Below are 18,058 nucleotides of genomic sequence, written 5' to 3' on the forward strand. Positions count from 1 at the left end.
GCAGAGAGGTGTGGATCATGGATCTGACCGGTTCGAACATCGTGGTGGGCTACGACGACACCACAGCGGCGATGGCCGCCGTCCGCTGGGCTGCGGAGCTCGCCCGTGACACAGGCTCCGGAGTGCGCCTCGTCCACGCCTGGACCTGGCCGCTGATCGGCCAGGGGATGGCCGGGATACCGGTGATCGACCCCGCCGGCCCCCGCAACCAGGCCAGCCGCCTGCTCGAGGACGCCGCCGAGCGGGTCGGCGGCCGCTTCCCCGAGGTGGCGGTCACCTCAGAGCTGCTCGCGGGCATGCCTCGCGAGGTCCTCGAGGAGATCTCGGGGAGCACGGACCTGCTGGTCGTCGGCACTCGTGGGCTCGGGGCGGTGATGGGGGTGCTGCTGGGCTCGGTCAGCCGCGGCATCCTCCACGACGCCGGTTGCCCGGTGGCGATCATCCGCTCCGATCAGCACCGGGCCGGCCCCGTGCTCGTCGCATACGACGGCTCCGAAGCGGCAGGTGAGGCCGTGGAGGTGGCTGCCGACCTCGCCGATATCTGGGGCGCCGCGCTGCGGGTGGTCCACGTGCAGGTCGGGGCGCATGCCCCGTATGAGAGCAGTGCGGAGGCGTGGGGTGCCGGGAGCCGCTCTCGAGGGCTGCTCGAGGAGGGTGCCGACAGGGCAGCCGTGCGTCACGAGGGGCTGGAGGTGCAGACCCGGATGCTCGAGGACCGATCCGTCGCCGAGGGCCTGCTGGCTGCGGCGGCCGGTGCACGGATGCTGGTGCTCGGTCATCGAGGGCTGAGCCGGGGCCGTGTCGGTTCGACCGCCCACGCCAGTGTGCTGCATGCGACGGGCAATGTGATGGTGGTCCGCCAGTCCGTCGGCACGTGATGTGACTCGCGTCGGAGGGCGAACAGTTTGAACGCTCGGCGGCGCGGCGGTTAAGCTGTTCGACGGTAGCGTGTCCGAGCGGCCGAAGGTGCTTCACTCGAAATGAAGTGTGGTTCATAGCCACCGCGGGTTCAAATCCCGCCGCTACCGCCCATGACCTGGAGAGATACCAGGACGAGAAGGCCCCCGTCGGGATCCGACGGGGGCCTTCTCGTATGCGGCGGTGCCGGGTGCGGCGGGCTCAGTGCTCCTGGAACTCCTCGTCGAGGTTCTTCTCCAGCAGGGAGGCGAGCGCGTCGAGGGTCTCCTCGGCGGCGTCGCCGTCGGCGCGGAGCGTGACCTCGTCGCCGTGGCCGACGTTCAGCGTCAGCAGCATCAGGATGCTGGACGCCTTCACCGGGCCGGCGTCGGCCGTCTCGATCGTGACGGCGACGGGCTGTTCGCTGGCCGCCTGGGAGAAGATCGCGGCGGGGCGGGCATGGAGGCCGCTGGTGCTCGCGACCTTCACGGTACGTGCTGGCATCGGGACGCCTTTCTCGACGTGGGGGCGACCCACAGCGTAACGCCGCTCACCCTCCGGTGGAGACTCGCCCGTTGTTCGACCGCTGTTCACCCCTACGTCGGGTTACCGGAGAGAAGCCTTACAGTCGACCAGAATCGGCCTGCTCCGGGCTGGAGCGGAGATTACGGTGGTCGGGAACCGTCAGGGGTGGCGGGTGGTGAGACGGTGCGTCCTCACCGGAAACCGCCGACCACGCCGGGGAGTCGTAGCCCGACATCCCCGGCGGCATGGTCTGGTCGCTGCGGGGGCCCAGCGCGTCCCGGCCTCGGCGGGTGAGCTCGAACCAGGCGATCATGTCCGGTCCCGGGGCGCGCCCGCCGATGGCCGTCCAGGTGGTGCCGATGTGCTCGACCACCTCCGCGAGCGACATGTCCCAGGCGGTGAAGCGGCCGCCGGTGACGAAACCGGGCCGGATCTCGCCGCGGGCGAGCAGACGGGCCAGCAGGATCGGGCCGCGCCGCTCGAACTCCGGGTCCTCCAGCGCTCCTGCGTTCGCGAGCACCGTCACCACGTGCCCCGGATGCAGCCACTGGTCGCGCCCCATCGCGAGCAGGCGCTCCTCGATCCCGCTGCGGGAGGAGGCGGTGTGCGCGGCGAGGAGCTCGGCCGTGGCATGCACCGCAGGCCCGGGCGGGCGATCGGTGAGCTCCCCTTCGCGGCGACATGCAGCAGCGCACCGCGGGGGCCTTCGAGCTGCCAGCGAGGGACCGTGCTCAGCCACAGCGGCCCCTGCGGGTTCTGCAGGGTCAGCGTCAGGTGGCCGTCGCCGAGCATCTCGGCGTCGCGGATCGTGGCGCCCACCAGGCGCGGATCGCGCAGACCGACGGCCGACGACGGGTCCTCGTCCAGCGCGGGACCGCCCAGCTGCTGGATCCGCGACTGCAGCACCCAGCCGCGGGCGGTGACCGTCCACGTGCCGCGGGAGGCGACGCGGGTGTGGATGATCGTCTGCCCGCGCAGGCCATCGAGCAGCGGATGGCGTTGCGGCTGGTGGCGGCCGGACAGCCCGGACAGGAAGGAGCGCATGCCCCCATCCTGCCGCACAGCCTGCCGTAAACATGCAGGCCCTGGACATCTTGACGGGGCTACTATGAACAGATGCCCAGCTCGAGTGACCGCGCTCCGGACCCCCGCCCGGCACGGACCAAGGCCGCGATCTTCGCCGCCGCCCGTGACCTGACTTCCACTGACGGCGACGTGACCGTCAATGCTCTCGCGAAGCGGGCCGGCGTCAGCCGTGCCGCCTTCTACAGCCACTTCTCCGGCCTCGATGACCTGATGGGCGCGATGCTCCAGCAGATGTTCGATGCCGCATGGGAGCGGGGAGGGGCTTTCGCGGAGCAGGGACGGAGCCTGCACGAGGCGGTGCAGTTCGGTTTCGGGATGTTCGTGGCCTACGTCGAGCGGCACCACGCCTTCCTGCGCGGCGCGCTGGACTGGAAGTTCTCCCACCGCACCTACATGATCCTGGTCGACACCATGACCCGGCTGCACGGAGTGGCCCTGGGCAGGCTCGGTGAGCAGGTGCCGACGCGTCTGCGGGGCGCGTCGGCCGGACGCAGCATCGCGGGCTCCGCACTGGCCCTGGCCGGGCGGTGGCTGGTGGAGACCGAGCAGCAGGCGGCGGAGGGCGAGCCTCTGGATGCGACGAGCCTGCTCGAGGAAGTCCTGCTCTTCGCCCCCGGCTGGTACACGGGCCTGGGGCCGGAGGATCCGATCCCCGCGGCGGAGCTGCTCGAGGTGTGCCGCTCCTACGCCCCGCAGGACGTCCTCGACGGCTGAGGCGGTCGCTGCCTCAGCACACGCTGTCTCAGCAGTCGCTGACCAGGCGCAGCAGCACCCTGGCCCCGAAGCGCACCGCATCGACTGGTACCCGTTCGTCCACGCCGTGGAACAGCGGGGCGAAGTCGAGATCGGCGGGCAGCTGCAGGGGCGCGAATCCGTACCCGGTGATCCCCAGTGCGCTCAGCGGCTTGTTGTCCGTCCCGGCGCTCAGGCAGTAGGGGAGCACCCGTGAGCCCGGGTCCTCCGCCTGGATCGCGGCGGTCATCGCCTCGACCAGCGGGCCCTCCCGCGGGGAGTCCACCGAGACACCGAGGTGGTCCACGATCACCTCGACATGCTCCCCGGTGAGCTCGTCCAGCAGTTCCAGCAGCTGCTCCTGGTGGCCGGGCAGGAAGCGGCAGTCGATGCCGGCCTCGGCGGTCTGCGGGATGACGTTGACCTTGTAGCCGCTGGAGAGCATGGTCAGGTTCGCCGAGTCGCGCAGCGTCCCGGAGACGAACTGGCGCGCCCCGCCGGTCAGTGGGAGGAACGACTCGATGTCGTCCTCGTCCCAGCCCACGCCGGTGATCTCGGTGATCCCGTCGAACAGGGCCCGCACGCTGGCGATGAACTCGATCGGGAACTCGTGCTCGTCGATCGCGGTGATCGCGCGGGCGAGGCGCACGATGGCGTTCTCGTCATTGGGGACGGAGCCGTGCCCGGCCCGGCCATGGGCGCGCAGGCGCCCCAGGCGATGCCCTTCTCCGCCGTCTGGACCAGGTAGGCGCGCACATCCTGACCGGTGTCCTTCTCCGGGAGGGTGATCGAATAGCCGCCCACCTCGCTGATCGCCTCGGTCATGCCGTCGAACAGCTCAGGATGGTTCTCGACCAGCCATTGCGCACCCCACACGCTGCCGTTCTCCTCGTCGGCGAAGAAGGCGAACATGAGGTCGCGGGGAGGGGTCTGCCCCGTGCGGGCGATATGGCGGGCGATCGCGAGGATCATCGCGACCATGTCCTTCATGTCCACGGCGCCGCGGCCGTAGATCATGCCGTCGATCAGCTCCGCGCCGAAGGGGTCCACGGACCAGTCCTCCGCCTTCGCGGGGACCACGTCGAGGTGGCCGTGCAGGATGAGGCCCCCGCGAGTGCGGTCCTCCCCGGGGATCGTCACCATCACGCTGGGGCGGCCGGGCGCGGATTCGATCACCGTCGGCTCCAGGCTCACCTCGCGCAGCTTGCCGACCACGTATTCCGCGGCTTCGCTCTCGCCCCTGCCCCAGGTGGCGGGGTCGTTGCCCCCGAAGTTGGTGGTGTCGATACGGATCAGCTCGCGGGTGAAGCGGACCGCCTCGTCCTGCAGGACGGCGAGCTCATCGGCGGTGGGGGCGGCGATCGGCATGCCGGGGTCCTCCTGGGGGTCGGGTGCCCTCACCGTACTCGGCCGCGCCCGACCCCTAGGAGAGCGCTCAGCCCTCGAAGTGGGCGCGCATGAACCACTGGAACTTCTCGAGCTCCGCAGTCTGGCCGATCAGCAGGTCCTCGGTGACCGGGTCCAGCTCGCCAGCGAGGGTGATCGCCTTGCGGTTGGAGGCGATCACGCCGTTGTAGACCTCGTCCAGGGCCTTCAGGTGCTCCTGCGAATCGGCCTTGCCGAGGTTGTAATCGGACCAGCTGCGGTCGGAGACCAGGCGTCCGGGGTGCCGACGACGGGGACGCGCCCAGCTGGGCGATCCGCTCCGCGACCTCGTCGGCGTAGCCGCGCACCAGCTCGACCTGTGGGTCGAGCATCTCGTGCACCGCGATGAAGCGGGACCCGGTCACGTTCCAGTGCGCGTGCTTGAGGGTGAGGTGCAGATCGTTCATCGCGTGGAGGCGATCCTGGAGGGACTCCACCAGGCGCACCGAGTCATCGGTGCCGAGGCCGGGAATGGTGTAAGCGAGGTCAGCCATGTCATCTCCTGAATATCGTGTCGAAAGGTCTTGCTCGTCAGTCTCATCCATACCAACGACAAGCGGAAGCCGAGTGTTCCTGCAGGTCGTGATCTGTCGCTCACGCAGGTGAGGCTCACCTGCATGAACTTCCGCCAGGAGGGATCGCCGACCGATCAGTCGAACTCCCGGATGCCGTCCGTACGATGGGGGCATCCCGCCCGATCCCGCAGGAGGCGTCCATGGTGCAGATCTTCACCCTCAGAGAGCGGCTCGCGATGCTGCCGGGCACGGTGCGCCGGCGCGCCGAGGCGACGCATGTCCGCACGACGGTGATCGCCGACGCCCGGGCCGTGGCCCCGGAGATCCCGCGTGATGCGGAGGCGGGCCATCTGGAACGAGCGGCGCGCCGTCTGCTGCGCCGCGCCGCGCAGGATGAGTTCGCGCGGGAAGGGGTGGTCCGGGTGACGCTGCCCGAGGAGACGGGCCGCGCCGACCTGCGCCGCGCCGATATCGCCGGGGACGCGAGCTTCCACGCCTTCGTCGAGGATGTGCTCAGCGCCGTCGACATCGCCCCCAGCCTGCTGGAGCGCGACGATGCGGTGGATCTGCGCGATGCTCGCGGCTCCTCCGACGCCTACGGGCTCTCACCCGAGGTCGCCTCGGACCTGGCCTCGTACCTGCTGGGGCGGGCCCATGTGCTGCAGGAGGGCGCCGCGGAGCTCGAGGAGTACCTGGAGGAGCAGGCCGCTCAGATCCGCGAGGACGTGCGCGGCGTCCTGGTGCGGCAGGTGCGGGTCCCGCTCGAGCTGAAGGTGGCGCGGGACCGGCACGAGCGGATCGAGAGCGGAGAGATCGACGTGGCCGCGGCGCAGACAGCCGACGGCGACCACCGCAGCCCCGCCGATATCGGCCGACGGGCCCGGGCCGCCTTCGACCTCGCCCAGTCCGAGGCGGGGCGCGCCGCGTTCGGGGCACTGCGCTCGGGTGCCGAGCGGGCCTATGGCCGGTACGGGCACCGCGACGACAAGGACGGTTCCTAGACCCCGGCCTTCAGGGCCAGCTGCCGCTTGATCCGCGCGAGCATCCCCGCCATCCCGTTCAGCCGCAGCGGGCTGACCACCTCGGCCAGCCCGAGCTCGGTGGTGACCGTCTCCGGGGTGTCGAGCACCTCGCCGACGGGTCTGCCGTCGAGCGCCTCCGCCAGGATCGCGGCGAAGCCGCGGGTCGTCGGTGCCTCCGGCGGGGCGGAGAAGAACAGACGCGCAGTCGCCTCGCGGCCGCCGCCCTCCACTTCCGTGATCAGGAAGATCGGTGACTGGCACTCGGGGACCGGCTCGAGCAGCTCCGGATGCTCCGCATAGCGCTCCGGCAGGGCCGGCAGGCCGTTGGCGAACTCCAACAGCAGCTGCAGCCGGTCCCGGCCGGTGAGGGCGTGGAAGTCGTCGGCGATCTCGGCGAAGGCGCCGGGCAGTGCGGTGCCTTCGGTCATCGTGCGGGGACCTCGCCCGGCTCGGTGCCCTGCGCGATCGGCAGGCGCACGCCGTTGCCCCACTCGGTCCAGGAGCCGTCGTAGTTGCGCACGTTCTCAAAGCCCAGCAGGTACGTCAGCACGAACCAGCTGTGCGCCGAGCGCTCACCGATGCGGCAGTACACGATCGTGGGAGTCGTGGTCTCGAAACCGAGCTCCGACTGGTAGATCTCCTCCAGCTCGGCGCGGGACTTGAAGCGGCCGTCCTCGGCGGCGGCGCGGGCCCACGGCACGGAGCGGGCGGTGGGGATGTGCCCGCCGCGCACGGTGCCCTCCTGCGGGTAGTCCGGCATGTGGGTGCGCTCGCCGGAGTACTCCTGCGGGGAGCGCACGTCGATCAGCGGGCCGCCGAGGAAATCCAGCACGTCCTCGCGGTAGGCGCGGATCGGAGCGTCCTCGCGCTCCACGACAGGGTAGCCGGTGGTCGGTGCGGGACGGCCGTCGTCGGAGGTGGTCATCTCGCGGCCCTCGGCCTGCCAGGCCGCACGGCCGCCGTCGAGCAGGCGCACGTCCGCATGTCCGAACAGCTCGAAGACCCACAGCGCGTACGCCGCCCACCAGTTCGACTTGTCGCCGTAGACCACGACGGTGGTGTCACGGGTGATGCCGGCGGCGTCCATCAGCTTCGCGAAGCCCTCACCGTCGACGTAGTCGCGGGTGACGGGATCGTTGAGATCCAGGTGCCAGTCGATCTTCACCGCGCCGGGGATGTGGCCGGTCTCGTAGAGCAGCACGTCCTCGTCGGACTCGACGACCACGAGGTCCGCCGGGCGCCCGGCGGCGAGCTGATCGGCGAGCCACTGCGTGGTCACCAGCTTCTCGGGGCGGGCGTACTCCTGCAGGGCAGGGGTGGGGTCAGCAGAAACGGTCATCAGTTCACCTTTCGACGGTCGATGGCACGCGACATATGCCCCCAGTCTGTCACCACCTCCCGGACAATGGCGTGCGGGGCCCTTCGCCCTGGGCGGACATCCGCGAAGCCCTTCCCCTGCGCCCGAGCGGCTCCTACGGTGGGCGCATGGAGAACCTGGATCAGGAACCCGTCATCCCCCCCCCTCGATGTCACCGTCCTGGACTGTCCCGACGCACTGCAGCTCGCGACCTTCTACGCCAAGCTCCTGGGCTGGCGCGTCGAGGAGGGCAGCGACTCCGACTGGGCAGAGCTGCTCCCGCCGCGCGGCAGGGTCTCGGTCGACGAGCCCGGCGGGGAGGCCTCCCTCGCCTTCCAGCGGATCGACGACTTTCAGCGCCCCACCTGGCCGGCCGGTGAGCACCCCCAGCAGTTCCACCTCGACTTCTCGGTCACGGACATCGATGCCGCCGAGCCCCGAGCCCTTGCGCTCGGCGCGGTCATCCATGAGCATCAGCCCTCCGGATCGGGCGGCTTCCGGGTCTACCTCGACCCGGCAGGGCACCCTTTCTGCCTGTGCCGCTCCGCCTGAGAGGAGGAGCCCGACGTGCCGAGCCGCCCCACCTCCGGACGGGTGGGGCGGCTCGGCCGACGTGAACAGAACCGAGGGACCTGTTCCCGCAGCGTTCATCAGAGCGTCGTCGGCCTGTGACCAGCCACTCCTACCGTGGGAGCGCTTCCACCCGCGCTGCCCCTGAGGAGTTTCCGTGAGCGACACCGTCCAGACCGACCGTCCTGAGACCACCGCCTCCGCCGCCGGAGAGCGTCGGCGCCTGGTGGTGCTCTCGGTCGACGCGATGAGCGACGTCGATGTGCCCTTCGCCCGCACCCTGCCGAACTTCGCCCGCATCCTCGGTGGTGCCTGGGGCAGCGCCGAGGCGATCTACCCCACCGTGACCTACCCCAACCACACCGCGCAGACCACCGCCCGCACGGCAGACGGGCACGGCATCTACGCGAACGAGAAGGTCACCCCGGGAGTGCGCACGCCCGAGTGGTTCTGGGACGCCCGCGACATCGCCAGCCCCACGATCTTCGACCTCGCCAAGGAGCAGAGCCTCACCACCGCCGCGGTGGGCTGGCCGGTCACCGGCTGGTCCCCGTCGATCGACATCGCCGTGCCCGAGATCTGGGACCGCGCCGGCCTCGAGCCGACCCTCGCCGTGCTGCGGGACGCCTCCTCGCCGCGCGGCCGCGAGTACGTGGACCGCCATGCGGGCGAGATCAGCTGGCAGCGCAAGCACGTCTTCGGCCGTTTCAACACCTCCGTCGCGACCGACATCCTGCGCACCGACCGGCCCGACGTGCTGTTCGTGCACCTGGTGGACGTGGACTCCGCCCGCCACGCCACCGGCCGCTTCACCCCCGAGGTGAAGGAGGCCTTCGAGCGGGTCGATGGCTGGATCGGCGAGATTCTCACCGCCCTCGAGGACGCCGAAATCGCGGAGGAGACCAACGTCGCGATCGTCTCCGACCACGGGCACGTCGAGGTGGGCCGCTGCTTCCGGGCCAACAACCTGCTGGTCGAGCGGGGCTTCGTGCGGCTCGATGAGGCCGGCGAGGTCAGCAGCTGGGACGCCTGGGTGCACGGCTGCGGGCTCACCGGCCAGCTGCACCTGAACCCCGAGGCGGACGACGCCGCCCGCGAGAAGGTGCTCGCCCTGGTCCAGGAGTGGGTCGAGGACCCCGAGATCCCCGTCGCGGCCTTCCACCCGCTGGCGGACATGCGCGCGGACTACGGCTACTCCGGTCCATTCCTCGGCGTGCTCGAGGGCACCAGCGGCACCAACTTCCAGAACCTCTGGGAGGGGCGCTCGCTGTACGGCCGCTTCGATGAGGACTACACCTTCCTGCTCTCCCAGCACGGCCACCTGCCCGAGCAGGACATCCAGGCAGTGTTCGCGATGACCGGACCCGACATCGCCGAGGGCACGCGCTTCACCCGCTGCACCGTCCCCGACGAGGCGGTGACCTTCGCCCACCTGCTGGGCCTGACGTTCCCCGAGGCCGACGGCGCCGTGGTCAGCGAGATGCTGCGGGTGCCGGCGAGGCGCTGATCCTGCAACTCCGCTGCGGGTGCCACGTGGTCTGCTCGTCGACCCCGGCCGCGCCGGCGGCTCAGCTCGCGTAGGCCTCGAAGGACTCGCGGATCTGCGCGGCGGAGGCACCGGAGGCGAGCTGCGCCTGCAGCAGCAGCCGCGCCTTCGCCGGCGGGAGGAACCCGGCCATGACCGCGCCCGCGTCCAGCAGGTCCACCTCGCTGCCGGGATAGGCGTAATGGTGGGTGGAGGTGCCGCCCGCGGCGATGCGGGTCGCGACCACCACGGGTGTGCCGGCGTCGAGCAGACGGCGCAGGCGCGGCATCGCGGCGGGGGAGACGTGCCCCATCCCCACCCCGGCGATGACCAGGCCTGCCAGGTGCTCGGAGCCCAGGGCGTCCAGCAGGGCGAAGTCCTCATCGAGGCCTGCGGTGAGGACCGGGACCGGCGGGAACCGGTCCGGGAGGCTGCCCCGCAGCGGGTCGGGGCGGGGCAGGGGGCGGTGGAGCAGGCGCAGCTGTCCTGCATCGATCATCCCCACCGCTCCGGACGGTGCCGAGGTGAAGGCCGCAACCGAGCGGGAGGAGGCCTTGGAGACCTGGTCCGCGAGATGCGCATGGCCGTCGAACACCACCAGCACGCCGAGGCCCCGGGAAGCGGGGAGGCCGCCGCGCGGACCGCGTCGTGCAGGTTCGCGGGCCCGTCGGCGCCCGGAGCGCTCGCCGGCCGCATCGCGCCCGTGAGCACCAGCGGTGCCTCCCGATCCCAGCAGCGGTTCAGCAGGAACGCCGACTCCTCGAGGGTGTCGGTGCCATGGGTGAGGACCACGCCGTCCGCGCCGGCATCGACCGCCGCGCGGGCCCGCTCGAGCACCTCCCGCAGATGGCGAGGCCGCACATCGGAGGAGGAGACGTTCGCGATCGCGTGCGAGGTGAGCGCGACACCGTCCACCCCCGTCGCCGAGAGGCGCCGGCCAGCGGCATCGTCGGGGCGGGCATGGCGGCCCGGCGACTCCTGGGCCATGAAGATGGTGCCGCCCAGGGTCAGCAGGGTGACGGCTGACGGTGCCGCGGACGTGCCGGTCACGACAGCTCCGGCTCCTCGCCCAGGTAGAAGGCAGCGGTGCGCACCGAGGCCTTGCGGGCCGGCTTCTTGTCCACGCCGGTGGCGACATGCGCCTCGAACCAGGCCTCCGCCGTGGCGTGGGTGAACTCCGCGCCCTCGGGGAGCCCGCGAAGTCGCCGAGCCGCCTGATCAGATCCGCTGCCGGGTCCTCGAGGTGGAGGGCCAGTGCGTAGAGCGCCGCATCCCAGCCGCAGCCGACCGCGGCCGGGCCGAAGGTCTTCCAGTGCGCGTCGAGCGGGACGGTGTGGCGCAGGGTGAAGCGGGAGCCGGCGGCGGCACCCTCCTCATCGGCCTCCACCGGGGCGACCAGCAGCTCCATCTCGCTCTTGCTCGTGCCGAGCTCCCAGCTCAGCAGCAGGCGGTGGGGCTCCTCGACGGCGAGCACGCTGCCGCGGGTCTCCATATCGGGCAGCTCGAAGCGGCCGCCCTCGACCACTTCACCGCTGGCGCGGCCGAACCACACCTCGAGATGCGAGCCGATCGAGAGCGCGGACCACAGCTCCTCTGGGTGCACCGGGAAGGTCTGCTCGAGCGCGACGGTGGCGTGCTCGCGGGTGAGGGTGACGGTGCGCGTGACGTCGGTCAGCTGGCTGGTGGGCGTGGCGGTCATGGGGCTCCTTCGGAGGCGGGGTGATGGACCCACTGTGTCAGGTCAGATCGGTGCGGCGCAGTCGCACGATGACCTCGGCATGCTCGGTGTGGGGGAACATATCCACGAAGCGCCCCGCGGTGATGCGCAGCGAGGGCATGGCCTCGAGATCGGCGGCGAGGGTCGTGGGATTGCAGCTGGAGTAGAGCACGTCGCGGACCCCCGAGCCCTCGAGCCAGGCGGCCAGGCGGGGGCCCAGGCCGCGGCGGGGAGGGTTGACGATCACGATCTCGGGCGGCCCCTCGGCGCCGGCAGCCTCCTCGATCGCCCAGCTGGTGGCATCGGCCGCGAGGAACTCTGCCTCGATGCCCTGGGCCGCAGCGGCCTCGCGCGCGCCCCGTCGATCGCCTCCGGCGAGACCTCCACCCCGGTGACGCGTGCCGCGGGGGCGGCGAGCGCCGCGTGCAGGGCGAAACCGCCCAGGCCGCAGTAGAGGTCCCACAGCCGTGGAGCCGTTCCGTGCGCGTCAGCGATCTCCGAGACCCATGCCGCGGCCTGGCGGTACAGGGCGCCGGCGACCTCGGTATGGGTCTGCAGGAAGGAGCGCGGGCGCGCGAACAGGGTGACATCACCGGTGCGGATCGCGATCGACGCGGCCCCGGCCAGCGGGATCTCCCTCTCGCCCTCCACCGCGGTGGTGTGCTCCGGATGGATGTTCGCGGAGACGGAGACCACGGAGGGGTGGGCCTCCAGCAGCCGGGGAAGATGCTCACGCAGGCGATCCAGCGCCTGCTCGCTGCGCAGCACCAGGCGGAGCACGTGCTCCCCGTCGGGGGAGGCGGTGACCAGCACGTTCTTGATCTCGCCGCGGCGTCGGGCGACGTCATAAGGAGGCACCTGTGCTCGCCGGATCAGGGCCTTCGCCCCCACGAGCACGGCCTCGACGCCCGGCGGGTAGAGCGGACAGTCGCAGAGATCGGCGCCCGCCGCCTGGCCCGGCAGGGTGAGCCGCGGCTCCTGCGCGCTGCCGGCCACGGCCATCTTCCCGCGAGCCCGGAACCCGGACTCCGCACCGAGGATCGGTGCATCCCAGCCGGTGCCCGTGGCGAGGAACGGGGAGAGCAGCTGCTCGATCCGGGCGTGCCCGTCGGCAACCTGCCGGGGCGCGGGAGGTCCAGCAGCGTGCAGGACCTGCACGCGCCGGAGTCGAAATGATGGCACCGCACACCAGGAGTCTACGAGGCGCGGCGCCGGGTGCGCGTCGACTGTCGCAGCCCTCCGATAGCGTCACAGACGGAGGTGGAGCAGATGCTTCTGGAGAACGAGCCCCTCGCTGCGACCTGGCGCGACCAGCTGATCGAGCTGGACCTGCCGGGCGTCGGCCCCATCGCCGCGAGCGCGGATCCGGCGCTGTTCGCGGACGAGCCGGACGCCGCGCCCGGGGACCAGGAGGAGCTCGAGTATCAGCGGCGGGAGCCCACCACCCCGCCCGAGGCCGAGACCGTCCGGGCCACGCTGCGGGACCGTCGGCCGCTCGAGCTCGAGCACACCTGGCTGGTGGTGCCTGCGCTCGGGCCCGTGCTGCCCACCCTCAGCCCCGAGGGCACGATCGTCGCCGACGTCAGCAGCGGCGCGGCCCCGTTCGAGGTGCGCGCCCAGCCGGCCGATCAGCCCGCCCGGCCGAGCCGGGAAGGAATGCGGGCAGGCGCGCCCGTCGAGGGAGCACCGCGCCGAGTCCGCCCTCCCGAGCTGAGCTGGTTCCGTCGCCCCGCGGTGGCCGCAGCGCTGCGCCGGCGCGGCGGACCGGTCGCGCTCGGAGCCCTCGTCGGGCCGCGCCGCGACTGGTTCGAACCGGCCGCCGCCGCCCGCGAGGACCTGCTGGCACCGCATCCCGACCAGGCGCTCGAGCGAGCGCTGCTGATCGCCGTCGACCACGGGCAGGGCGCCGTGCTGCGGATCGGCCCGGGCGGCCTCGACGTGATCCCCACCGGCGCCGATCCCCGGGTCCCGGAGATCGAAGGGCTCGACCTGCTGGTGACGGCCCGTCCCGCGCAATGCCCGTTGCAGGGCCGCGACGGCGCCGGGCCGTGCCGGCCGCACGGAGGCCCCTGGATCCAGCGCGCCCACGCGGCGCAGGTGGACTGGGAGGCGAGACGCTCGCAGGCGCTCGCCGTGCAGGGGTGCGGAGTGTGCTTCGGGGAGGCGCTGCCGCCCGAGCCTGATCAGCCGCAGGTGCCCCGGCTCTCCCACCGGTCTCCGGTGGTCGAGATCAGCCGGCTCCACCTGCGTGACGGGGAGGTGGTGCGCATCGATCCGATCGCGCCGCCGCGCTGAGGTCTCAGGCGAACCACTCGGTGGGCGGGCCCAGGGACAGCAGCACCGAGAACACCACCGCCACCCCGACGATCACGATCAGCGCAGCCGGGATCGGATGGCGCAGGGCCAGGCCCACCACCTGCTGGGGTGCGGAGCTCGGCTGCTCCTCACGCAGCCGCCAGCGATCGCCCAGCAGGCCGCGGCGCAGCGCGGAGCGCTCGAAGGGCACCGTGAGGTACGGGATCACCGCGGAGCCGATGCCGAGCAGCAGATCCTTCAGCCTCCACTGCTGGTCGACCGCGACCAGCACCGTGACTGCGATGTATGCGATGAAGGTGAAGCCGTGCAGTCCGCCGCCGATCCGCACCAGCAGCTCGGTGGACTGCAGCACGTATTTCAGGAACATGCCGGCCAGCAGAAGGGTCCAGGTGACCACCTCGGCGAGGGCGAGCACGCGGTACAGGCGAGAGGGGGTGGAGAGCAGGCGCATGGGGTCGATGGTGCCAGGTGCTGCTCCGTGACGGCTGGATGCGAGGCCCGACGAAAGACGGAACCGCCGGTGGACGATCAGGGGTGCCGCCCGTGCGTGGCCGCACTCACACTGGACAGATGACGACGCACACGATTCCCGGACAGCTCTTCCTGCTCCTGACCAACGATGCCGGCCGTCAGGACTCCACCTACTACCGCCAGCAGGCGCTCGCCGCCGCCGCGATCACCGAGCTCACCCTGTACCAGCGGGTCGCCCTCACCGAGGAGCGCACCCCCAAGGTCACCGTCCTCGACCACACCCCGCTGGGCCTGCCGGTGCTCGACCAGGCGCTCGGCGCGCTCGCCGGGCTCGATGGCAAGCCCATCGGCTCCGTGATCGGCCACCGCTCGATGGACCTCACCGAGGTGATCGGCGAGGGCTTCGCCGCGGTCGGCGTGGTGCAGCGCAAGGATGGCTGGTTCACCACCAGCTGGCCCACTCATGACGACACCTACGAGAACTCCCTGCGCGCCCGGATCGCAGGTGCCGTTCGCGATCCCCGCACCGCGAGCCTGCAGGACGGGGTCCTGCTGGAGCTGCTGCGCACCCTCGGGGTCGCCCACCGGATCCTCGGCGGCGACCTGCCGGAGCTCTCCCGCAAGGAGCTCGATCAGCGAATCGAGGGCCTCGACGTCGACCATCCGGCGGCCCTCGCCGTGAAGAAGATGATGAACGACATGACCGCGGTGATGATCGCGACCACCACCGCCACGACGATCATGACCTGAGCGGCCGCCGCGTGGTGCGGGAGGTCGCGGGCGCGGTCCACGGATCCTCCGGCCAGGGATGCCTGGGATAGCGGCCCCGCATCTCCTTGCGCACCTCCCGATACGGCCCGTCCCAGAAGGAGCGCAGGTCATCGGTGATCGCGAGCGGCCGGCGCGCCGGCGAGAGCAGATGGAACAGCACCGGCACCCGGCCCCGCACGAGGCGCGGGGTCTCGGCGAGGCCGAACAGCTCCTGCAGCTTCACCGCCACCACCGGGCGGCCATCCTCCGCATCCGGCTCCGGATAGTCGATGTGGGCGGTGCTGCCCGAGGGCACCGCGAGACGCTGCGGCACCAGCTCCTCAAGAGCCGCAGCCTCCGGCCAGGGCAGCAGCAACCGGAGCCCGCCGGCCACATCGATCCGGTCCAACCGCGTGGTGCGCCCCGAGAGCTGAGGGGCCAGCCAGGTCCCCACCCCCTCCAGCAGCGTCGCCTCGTCCATCGCCGGCCAGGGCGCGCCGAGCTCACGATGCACCAGCGCCAGCCGAGCCCGCAGGTCACGGGCGGAGTCGTTCATCGGCAAGGCGGCCAGCCCCCGTGTGCGCACGTGCGCGAGGACCGCCGGGACGGTGTCGCGGGCCGTCGTCGCGACCGGTGTCGAGGCCAGCTCGATCGCTCCGAGGGCGCGCCGCTGCCGGGCCCGCACCGACCCCTCCTCGAGGAGGGCGGTGCGCTCCTCGACCAGCAGACCGGCCCCGATCCGCAGTGCATCCTCCTCGCTGAGCGGGGCCGCGGCACGGATCACCGCCCCGGTGCCGTCGGCGGCCCGCCCCGGTGCCCGCTGCACCTCCCATACCGCGATCCACGCGGCCCCCAGCAGGCCGCTGCCCTCGGGCAGAGCTGCTCGCGTGCCGGAGGCCAGCAGGTATGAGCGGGACCCCTCGCCCGTGCGGTGCGCGATCCGTTCGGGCCGGGCGAGCGCCAGCACCGCCCCGGCCTGCTCCGCCGGGGTGCTCGCCGTGATCGTGGGCGCGCTGGAGGTCCCGGTGTCACGGGCGATGCGGGTGAGCCGATCACGCTCACGGCGCCAGCGGTCAGCGCCCGGGGCGCGGCCCGCGCGCAGATCCTGCAGCAGGCGGGGGAGGTCCGCGCCCGAGGGTCGATGGTCGTCGGAGACCGCAGCGACGATCTCGGCGGCGGTGCGGGCCGCCTGGTCCCCGGGCAGGCTCCGGGCCCCGTCGAGCAGGGCCCGCGCCTCCCGCACCCCGATCGGCAGGCGGGCGACGCGGGTGCCTGACGCAGTGGGCCTGCCCTCCCCGTCCACCAGGCCCAGGGCGTGCAGGGTCTGCTCGGCGGCGCGGATCTCGGCGGCCGGCGGCGGGGTGAGCAGGGCCAGGCCCTCTCCGCGGGGCGTGCCCCAGCAGGCCAGCCACAAGGCGGCATCGGTGAGGTCGCTGCTGCTGATCTGCGGCGGGGACTGGGCCGGCATCCCCGCCAGATCCGACTCGGCGAAGACCCGCACCGCCGCCCCCGGCCCTTGACGGGCCGCGCGCCCGGCACGCTGCTCAGCGGCAGCACGTGAGGCGCTGACGGTGACCAGGCCGGACATGTCGCGGCCACGGTCCCGCCGCACCTCACGGGAGAGCCCCGCATCGACCACCAGGTGCACGCCGGGCACCGTCAGGGAGCTCTCCGCGAGCGCGGTGGAGACCACGATCCGGGGCGGCTCCCGGGGCGCCGGCCGCCGGTGGCACGATCCTGCTGCGCCGCGGGCAGCCGGCCGTGCAGCGCGAGGACCTCCACCCCATCGCCGACGAGCCCCTGCAGGCGCGCCACGACCTCATCGACCTCCCGCGCGCCAGGCACGAATACCAGCGCGTCGGTGCCCTGCTCACGCTGCGCCCGTGCAGCGGTGCGGGCGAGATGGTCGAGGTACTCGCGGGTGATGCCACGCGCATCCAGCCGCGGAGCGGGGGAGGGGGCATGGCTGATCGTCAACGGATGCAGGGCGCTGGGGACCTCCACGATCCCGGCGCCGTCCAGCACCTCGGCCACCGCGGCGGCATCGAGCGTCGCGGACATCGCCCCCACCAGCAGGTCCTCCCGCAGCTGCCGCGCCTCGGCGAGCATGCCCAGCAGCAGATCCGTCTCCAGCGAACGCTCATGGACCTCATCGAGCACCACGGCGGCGATGCCCGGCAGCTCCGGATCCGCGAGCAGGCGCCGCAGCAGCACCCCCGGGGTGAGCATCTCGAGCCGGGTGTCCGCACCGACCTGACGCTGGCCGCGCACCGTGAAGCCCACCGGGCCGCCCAGCGCGGAGCCGTCCAGCTGGGCGAGGCGGCGCGCGCGGCGGCCCGCACCGCGACCCGGCGCGGCTGGGTGACCAGGGTCAGGCCCTCGGCCAGATTCGCGACCAACGGCGGCACCAGCGTCGTCTTGCCGGTCCCGGGCGGCGCCGTGACCACCATCGCGCCGCTGCGGGCGGCCGCCTCGAGCTCGGTGCGCGCCGCTGCGACGGGCAGGCCCGCGCCGATGGCGTCGAGATCGAAGCGGTGCTGGGCGGGTGCGGCGGGCATCCGTCCATCATGCCGTGAAGGTGCGAGCCGGTGGCGACCTCCCGGGCTCCGGGACTCTCCACGCCCCGCTGCCGTCAGTCGATGAGGTCGAACTCCACCTGCTGGCTGTCGCCGCAGACGCTCGTCACCGAGATCGTCCACAGGTCGATCGTCGCCGTCTCGCCGAGGGTCAGCGGCTCGACCTCTCGCGGGCTGCCATCGCCGAGCGTGGCGGTCAGCTGCGCGTCCTCGCCCTCGATGCCGGCGACCTCGATGGTCAGCGTCTCGCCCGCCCGCTCGGGCAGCTCGGGAGTGGCGGTCCCGCCCACGTCCGCGAAGTAGGCACCCTCGCCCGAGCAGGCGTCAGGCGCCTCGAAGTCCTCGGGGGCAGGGGTGGCTGGGTACGCGTCCTGGGGGACCCCGGCGGCGGTCTGGCCACCCCGTCGGAGGCGCCGCCGGCGTCGGACGCACCGCCGTCATCAGAGGCGGCGGGGAGGAGCTGGTCCCCTCCGGGGCGGGGTCGCTGTCACCGCACCCGGCGGCGAGCAGCGTCAGGGCCAGCAACGCGCCGGCGAAGCCGGCGGTGGACGGGCGGGGACGGGCGGTGCGAGCG

The 18,058-nt window shown here is 72.3% G+C and carries 17 protein-coding genes, 1 tRNA gene and 5 pseudogenes; 8 read left to right on the forward strand and 15 right to left on the reverse strand.

All coding sequences use genetic code 11. The features are described from left to right. Positions 1–17 precede the first annotated feature (17 nt). A complete protein-coding gene (locus H3H54_RS02445; protein WP_262425369.1) occupies positions 18–878 on the forward strand; it encodes a universal stress protein in 861 nt (286 codons plus the stop codon). Between the two features lie 64 nt (positions 879–942). Beyond that, positions 943–1,028: transfer RNA gene (locus H3H54_RS02450), tRNA-Ser, on the forward strand. Between the two features lie 91 nt (positions 1,029–1,119). On the opposite strand, the gene H3H54_RS02455 is transcribed toward H3H54_RS02450, so the two are convergent. The 3 genes from H3H54_RS02455 to H3H54_RS02465 form a co-directional block, all read right to left on the reverse strand. Then, positions 1,120–1,401, reverse strand: a complete 282-nt coding sequence (locus H3H54_RS02455; protein ID WP_262425370.1) for an HPr family phosphocarrier protein — start codon at positions 1,399–1,401, stop codon at positions 1,120–1,122. 118 nt (positions 1,402–1,519) lie between these two features. Then, positions 1,520–1,984, reverse strand: a complete 465-nt coding sequence (locus H3H54_RS02460; protein ID WP_262425371.1) for a hypothetical protein — start codon at positions 1,982–1,984, stop codon at positions 1,520–1,522. Continuing rightward, the gene (locus H3H54_RS02465) at positions 1,945–2,466 is read right to left on the reverse strand and encodes a hypothetical protein (RefSeq protein ID WP_262425372.1); all 522 of its coding nucleotides are present in this window, start codon (positions 2,464–2,466) and stop codon (positions 1,945–1,947) included. The genes H3H54_RS02460 and H3H54_RS02465 overlap by 40 nt, the downstream gene beginning before the upstream one ends. A 72-nt stretch (positions 2,467–2,538) precedes the next feature. Between H3H54_RS02465 and H3H54_RS02470 the strand changes: the two genes are divergently transcribed. Then, positions 2,539–3,222, forward strand: a complete 684-nt coding sequence (locus H3H54_RS02470) for a TetR/AcrR family transcriptional regulator (RefSeq protein WP_262425373.1) — start codon at positions 2,539–2,541, stop codon at positions 3,220–3,222. A gap of 28 nt (positions 3,223–3,250) precedes the next feature. Here the strand turns inward: H3H54_RS02470 and H3H54_RS02475 are convergent. Next, positions 3,251–4,608 (reverse strand): annotated as a pseudogene (locus H3H54_RS02475) (M20/M25/M40 family metallo-hydrolase). Between the two features lie 67 nt (positions 4,609–4,675). Beyond that, positions 4,676–5,159: pseudogene (locus tag H3H54_RS02480) on the reverse strand (Dps family protein). Positions 5,160–5,380: 221 nt separating this feature from the next. Here H3H54_RS02480 and H3H54_RS02485 point away from each other — a divergent pair. Further along, positions 5,381–6,181 (forward strand): hypothetical protein, encoded by an 801-nt coding sequence (locus tag H3H54_RS02485; protein WP_262425374.1) that lies wholly within the window; start codon positions 5,381–5,383, stop codon positions 6,179–6,181. On the opposite strand, the gene H3H54_RS02490 is transcribed toward H3H54_RS02485, so the two are convergent. Then, entirely contained in the window at positions 6,178–6,630 is a 453-nt protein-coding gene (locus H3H54_RS02490; RefSeq protein ID WP_262425375.1) for a SufE family protein, read from the reverse strand. The genes H3H54_RS02485 and H3H54_RS02490 overlap by 4 nt on opposite strands. Beyond that, the gene (locus tag H3H54_RS02495) at positions 6,627–7,541 is read right to left on the reverse strand and encodes a sulfurtransferase (protein WP_262425376.1); all 915 of its coding nucleotides are present in this window, start codon (positions 7,539–7,541) and stop codon (positions 6,627–6,629) included. Before H3H54_RS02495 ends, H3H54_RS02490 begins: the two co-directional genes overlap by 4 nt. Before the next feature lie 138 nt (positions 7,542–7,679). Here H3H54_RS02495 and H3H54_RS02500 point away from each other — a divergent pair, with 138 nt between their 5' ends. Both H3H54_RS02500 and H3H54_RS02505 read left to right on the forward strand, forming a co-directional pair. Next, positions 7,680–8,111, forward strand: a complete 432-nt coding sequence (locus H3H54_RS02500; protein ID WP_262425377.1) for a VOC family protein — start codon at positions 7,680–7,682, stop codon at positions 8,109–8,111. A gap of 175 nt (positions 8,112–8,286) precedes the next feature. Further along, on the forward strand, positions 8,287–9,636 hold the full coding sequence (locus tag H3H54_RS02505; protein ID WP_262425378.1) for an alkaline phosphatase family protein: 1,350 nt from the start codon (positions 8,287–8,289) through the stop codon (positions 9,634–9,636). 61 nt (positions 9,637–9,697) lie between these two features. Here the strand turns inward: H3H54_RS02505 and H3H54_RS02510 are convergent, their stop codons facing one another. The 5 genes and pseudogenes from H3H54_RS02510 to H3H54_RS02525 form a co-directional block, all read right to left on the reverse strand. Beyond that, positions 9,698–10,153 (reverse strand): hypothetical protein, encoded by a 456-nt coding sequence (locus tag H3H54_RS02510; protein WP_395963692.1) that lies wholly within the window; start codon positions 10,151–10,153, stop codon positions 9,698–9,700. A 24-nt stretch (positions 10,154–10,177) separates the two neighbouring features. Continuing rightward, positions 10,178–10,641 (reverse strand): annotated as a pseudogene (locus tag H3H54_RS02515) (asparaginase); the annotation flags it as partial. A 322-nt stretch (positions 10,642–10,963) separates the two neighbouring features. Then, positions 10,964–11,353 (reverse strand): annotated as a pseudogene (locus H3H54_RS02520) (SRPBCC domain-containing protein); the annotation flags it as partial. Positions 11,354–11,390: 37 nt separating this feature from the next. Next, on the reverse strand, positions 11,391–11,618 hold the full coding sequence (locus H3H54_RS18605) for a hypothetical protein (RefSeq protein ID WP_316249118.1): 228 nt from the start codon (positions 11,616–11,618) through the stop codon (positions 11,391–11,393). Beyond that, a complete protein-coding gene (locus H3H54_RS02525) occupies positions 11,615–12,529 on the reverse strand; it encodes a hypothetical protein (RefSeq protein ID WP_316249119.1) in 915 nt (304 codons plus the stop codon). The genes H3H54_RS18605 and H3H54_RS02525 overlap by 4 nt, the downstream gene beginning before the upstream one ends. A 111-nt stretch (positions 12,530–12,640) precedes the next feature. Here H3H54_RS02525 and H3H54_RS02530 point away from each other — a divergent pair, with 111 nt between their 5' ends. Beyond that, the gene (locus tag H3H54_RS02530) at positions 12,641–13,666 is read left to right on the forward strand and encodes a hypothetical protein (protein ID WP_262425379.1); all 1,026 of its coding nucleotides are present in this window, start codon (positions 12,641–12,643) and stop codon (positions 13,664–13,666) included. Between the two features lie 4 nt (positions 13,667–13,670). Here H3H54_RS02530 and H3H54_RS02535 read toward each other — a convergent pair whose 3' ends face one another. Next, a complete protein-coding gene (locus tag H3H54_RS02535; RefSeq protein ID WP_262425380.1) occupies positions 13,671–14,138 on the reverse strand; it encodes a DUF3817 domain-containing protein in 468 nt (155 codons plus the stop codon). A gap of 119 nt (positions 14,139–14,257) precedes the next feature. Between H3H54_RS02535 and H3H54_RS02540 the strand changes: the two genes are divergently transcribed. Further along, on the forward strand, positions 14,258–14,908 hold the full coding sequence (locus tag H3H54_RS02540) for a GPP34 family phosphoprotein (RefSeq protein ID WP_262425381.1): 651 nt from the start codon (positions 14,258–14,260) through the stop codon (positions 14,906–14,908). Here H3H54_RS02540 and hrpB read toward each other — a convergent pair. Both hrpB and H3H54_RS02550 read right to left on the reverse strand, forming a co-directional pair. Continuing rightward, positions 14,898–17,466, reverse strand: a pseudogene (gene hrpB, locus H3H54_RS02545) (ATP-dependent helicase HrpB). The gene H3H54_RS02540 and the pseudogene hrpB overlap by 11 nt on opposite strands. A gap of 74 nt (positions 17,467–17,540) precedes the next feature. Then, positions 17,541–17,774, reverse strand: coding sequence for a hypothetical protein (locus H3H54_RS02550; RefSeq protein WP_262425382.1), 234 nt, complete (start codon positions 17,772–17,774; stop codon positions 17,541–17,543). Positions 17,775–18,058 lie beyond the last annotated feature (284 nt).

The organism is Brachybacterium sp. Z12, assembly GCF_014400405.1.
Taxonomy (GTDB): Bacteria; Actinomycetota; Actinomycetes; order Actinomycetales; family Dermabacteraceae; genus Brachybacterium.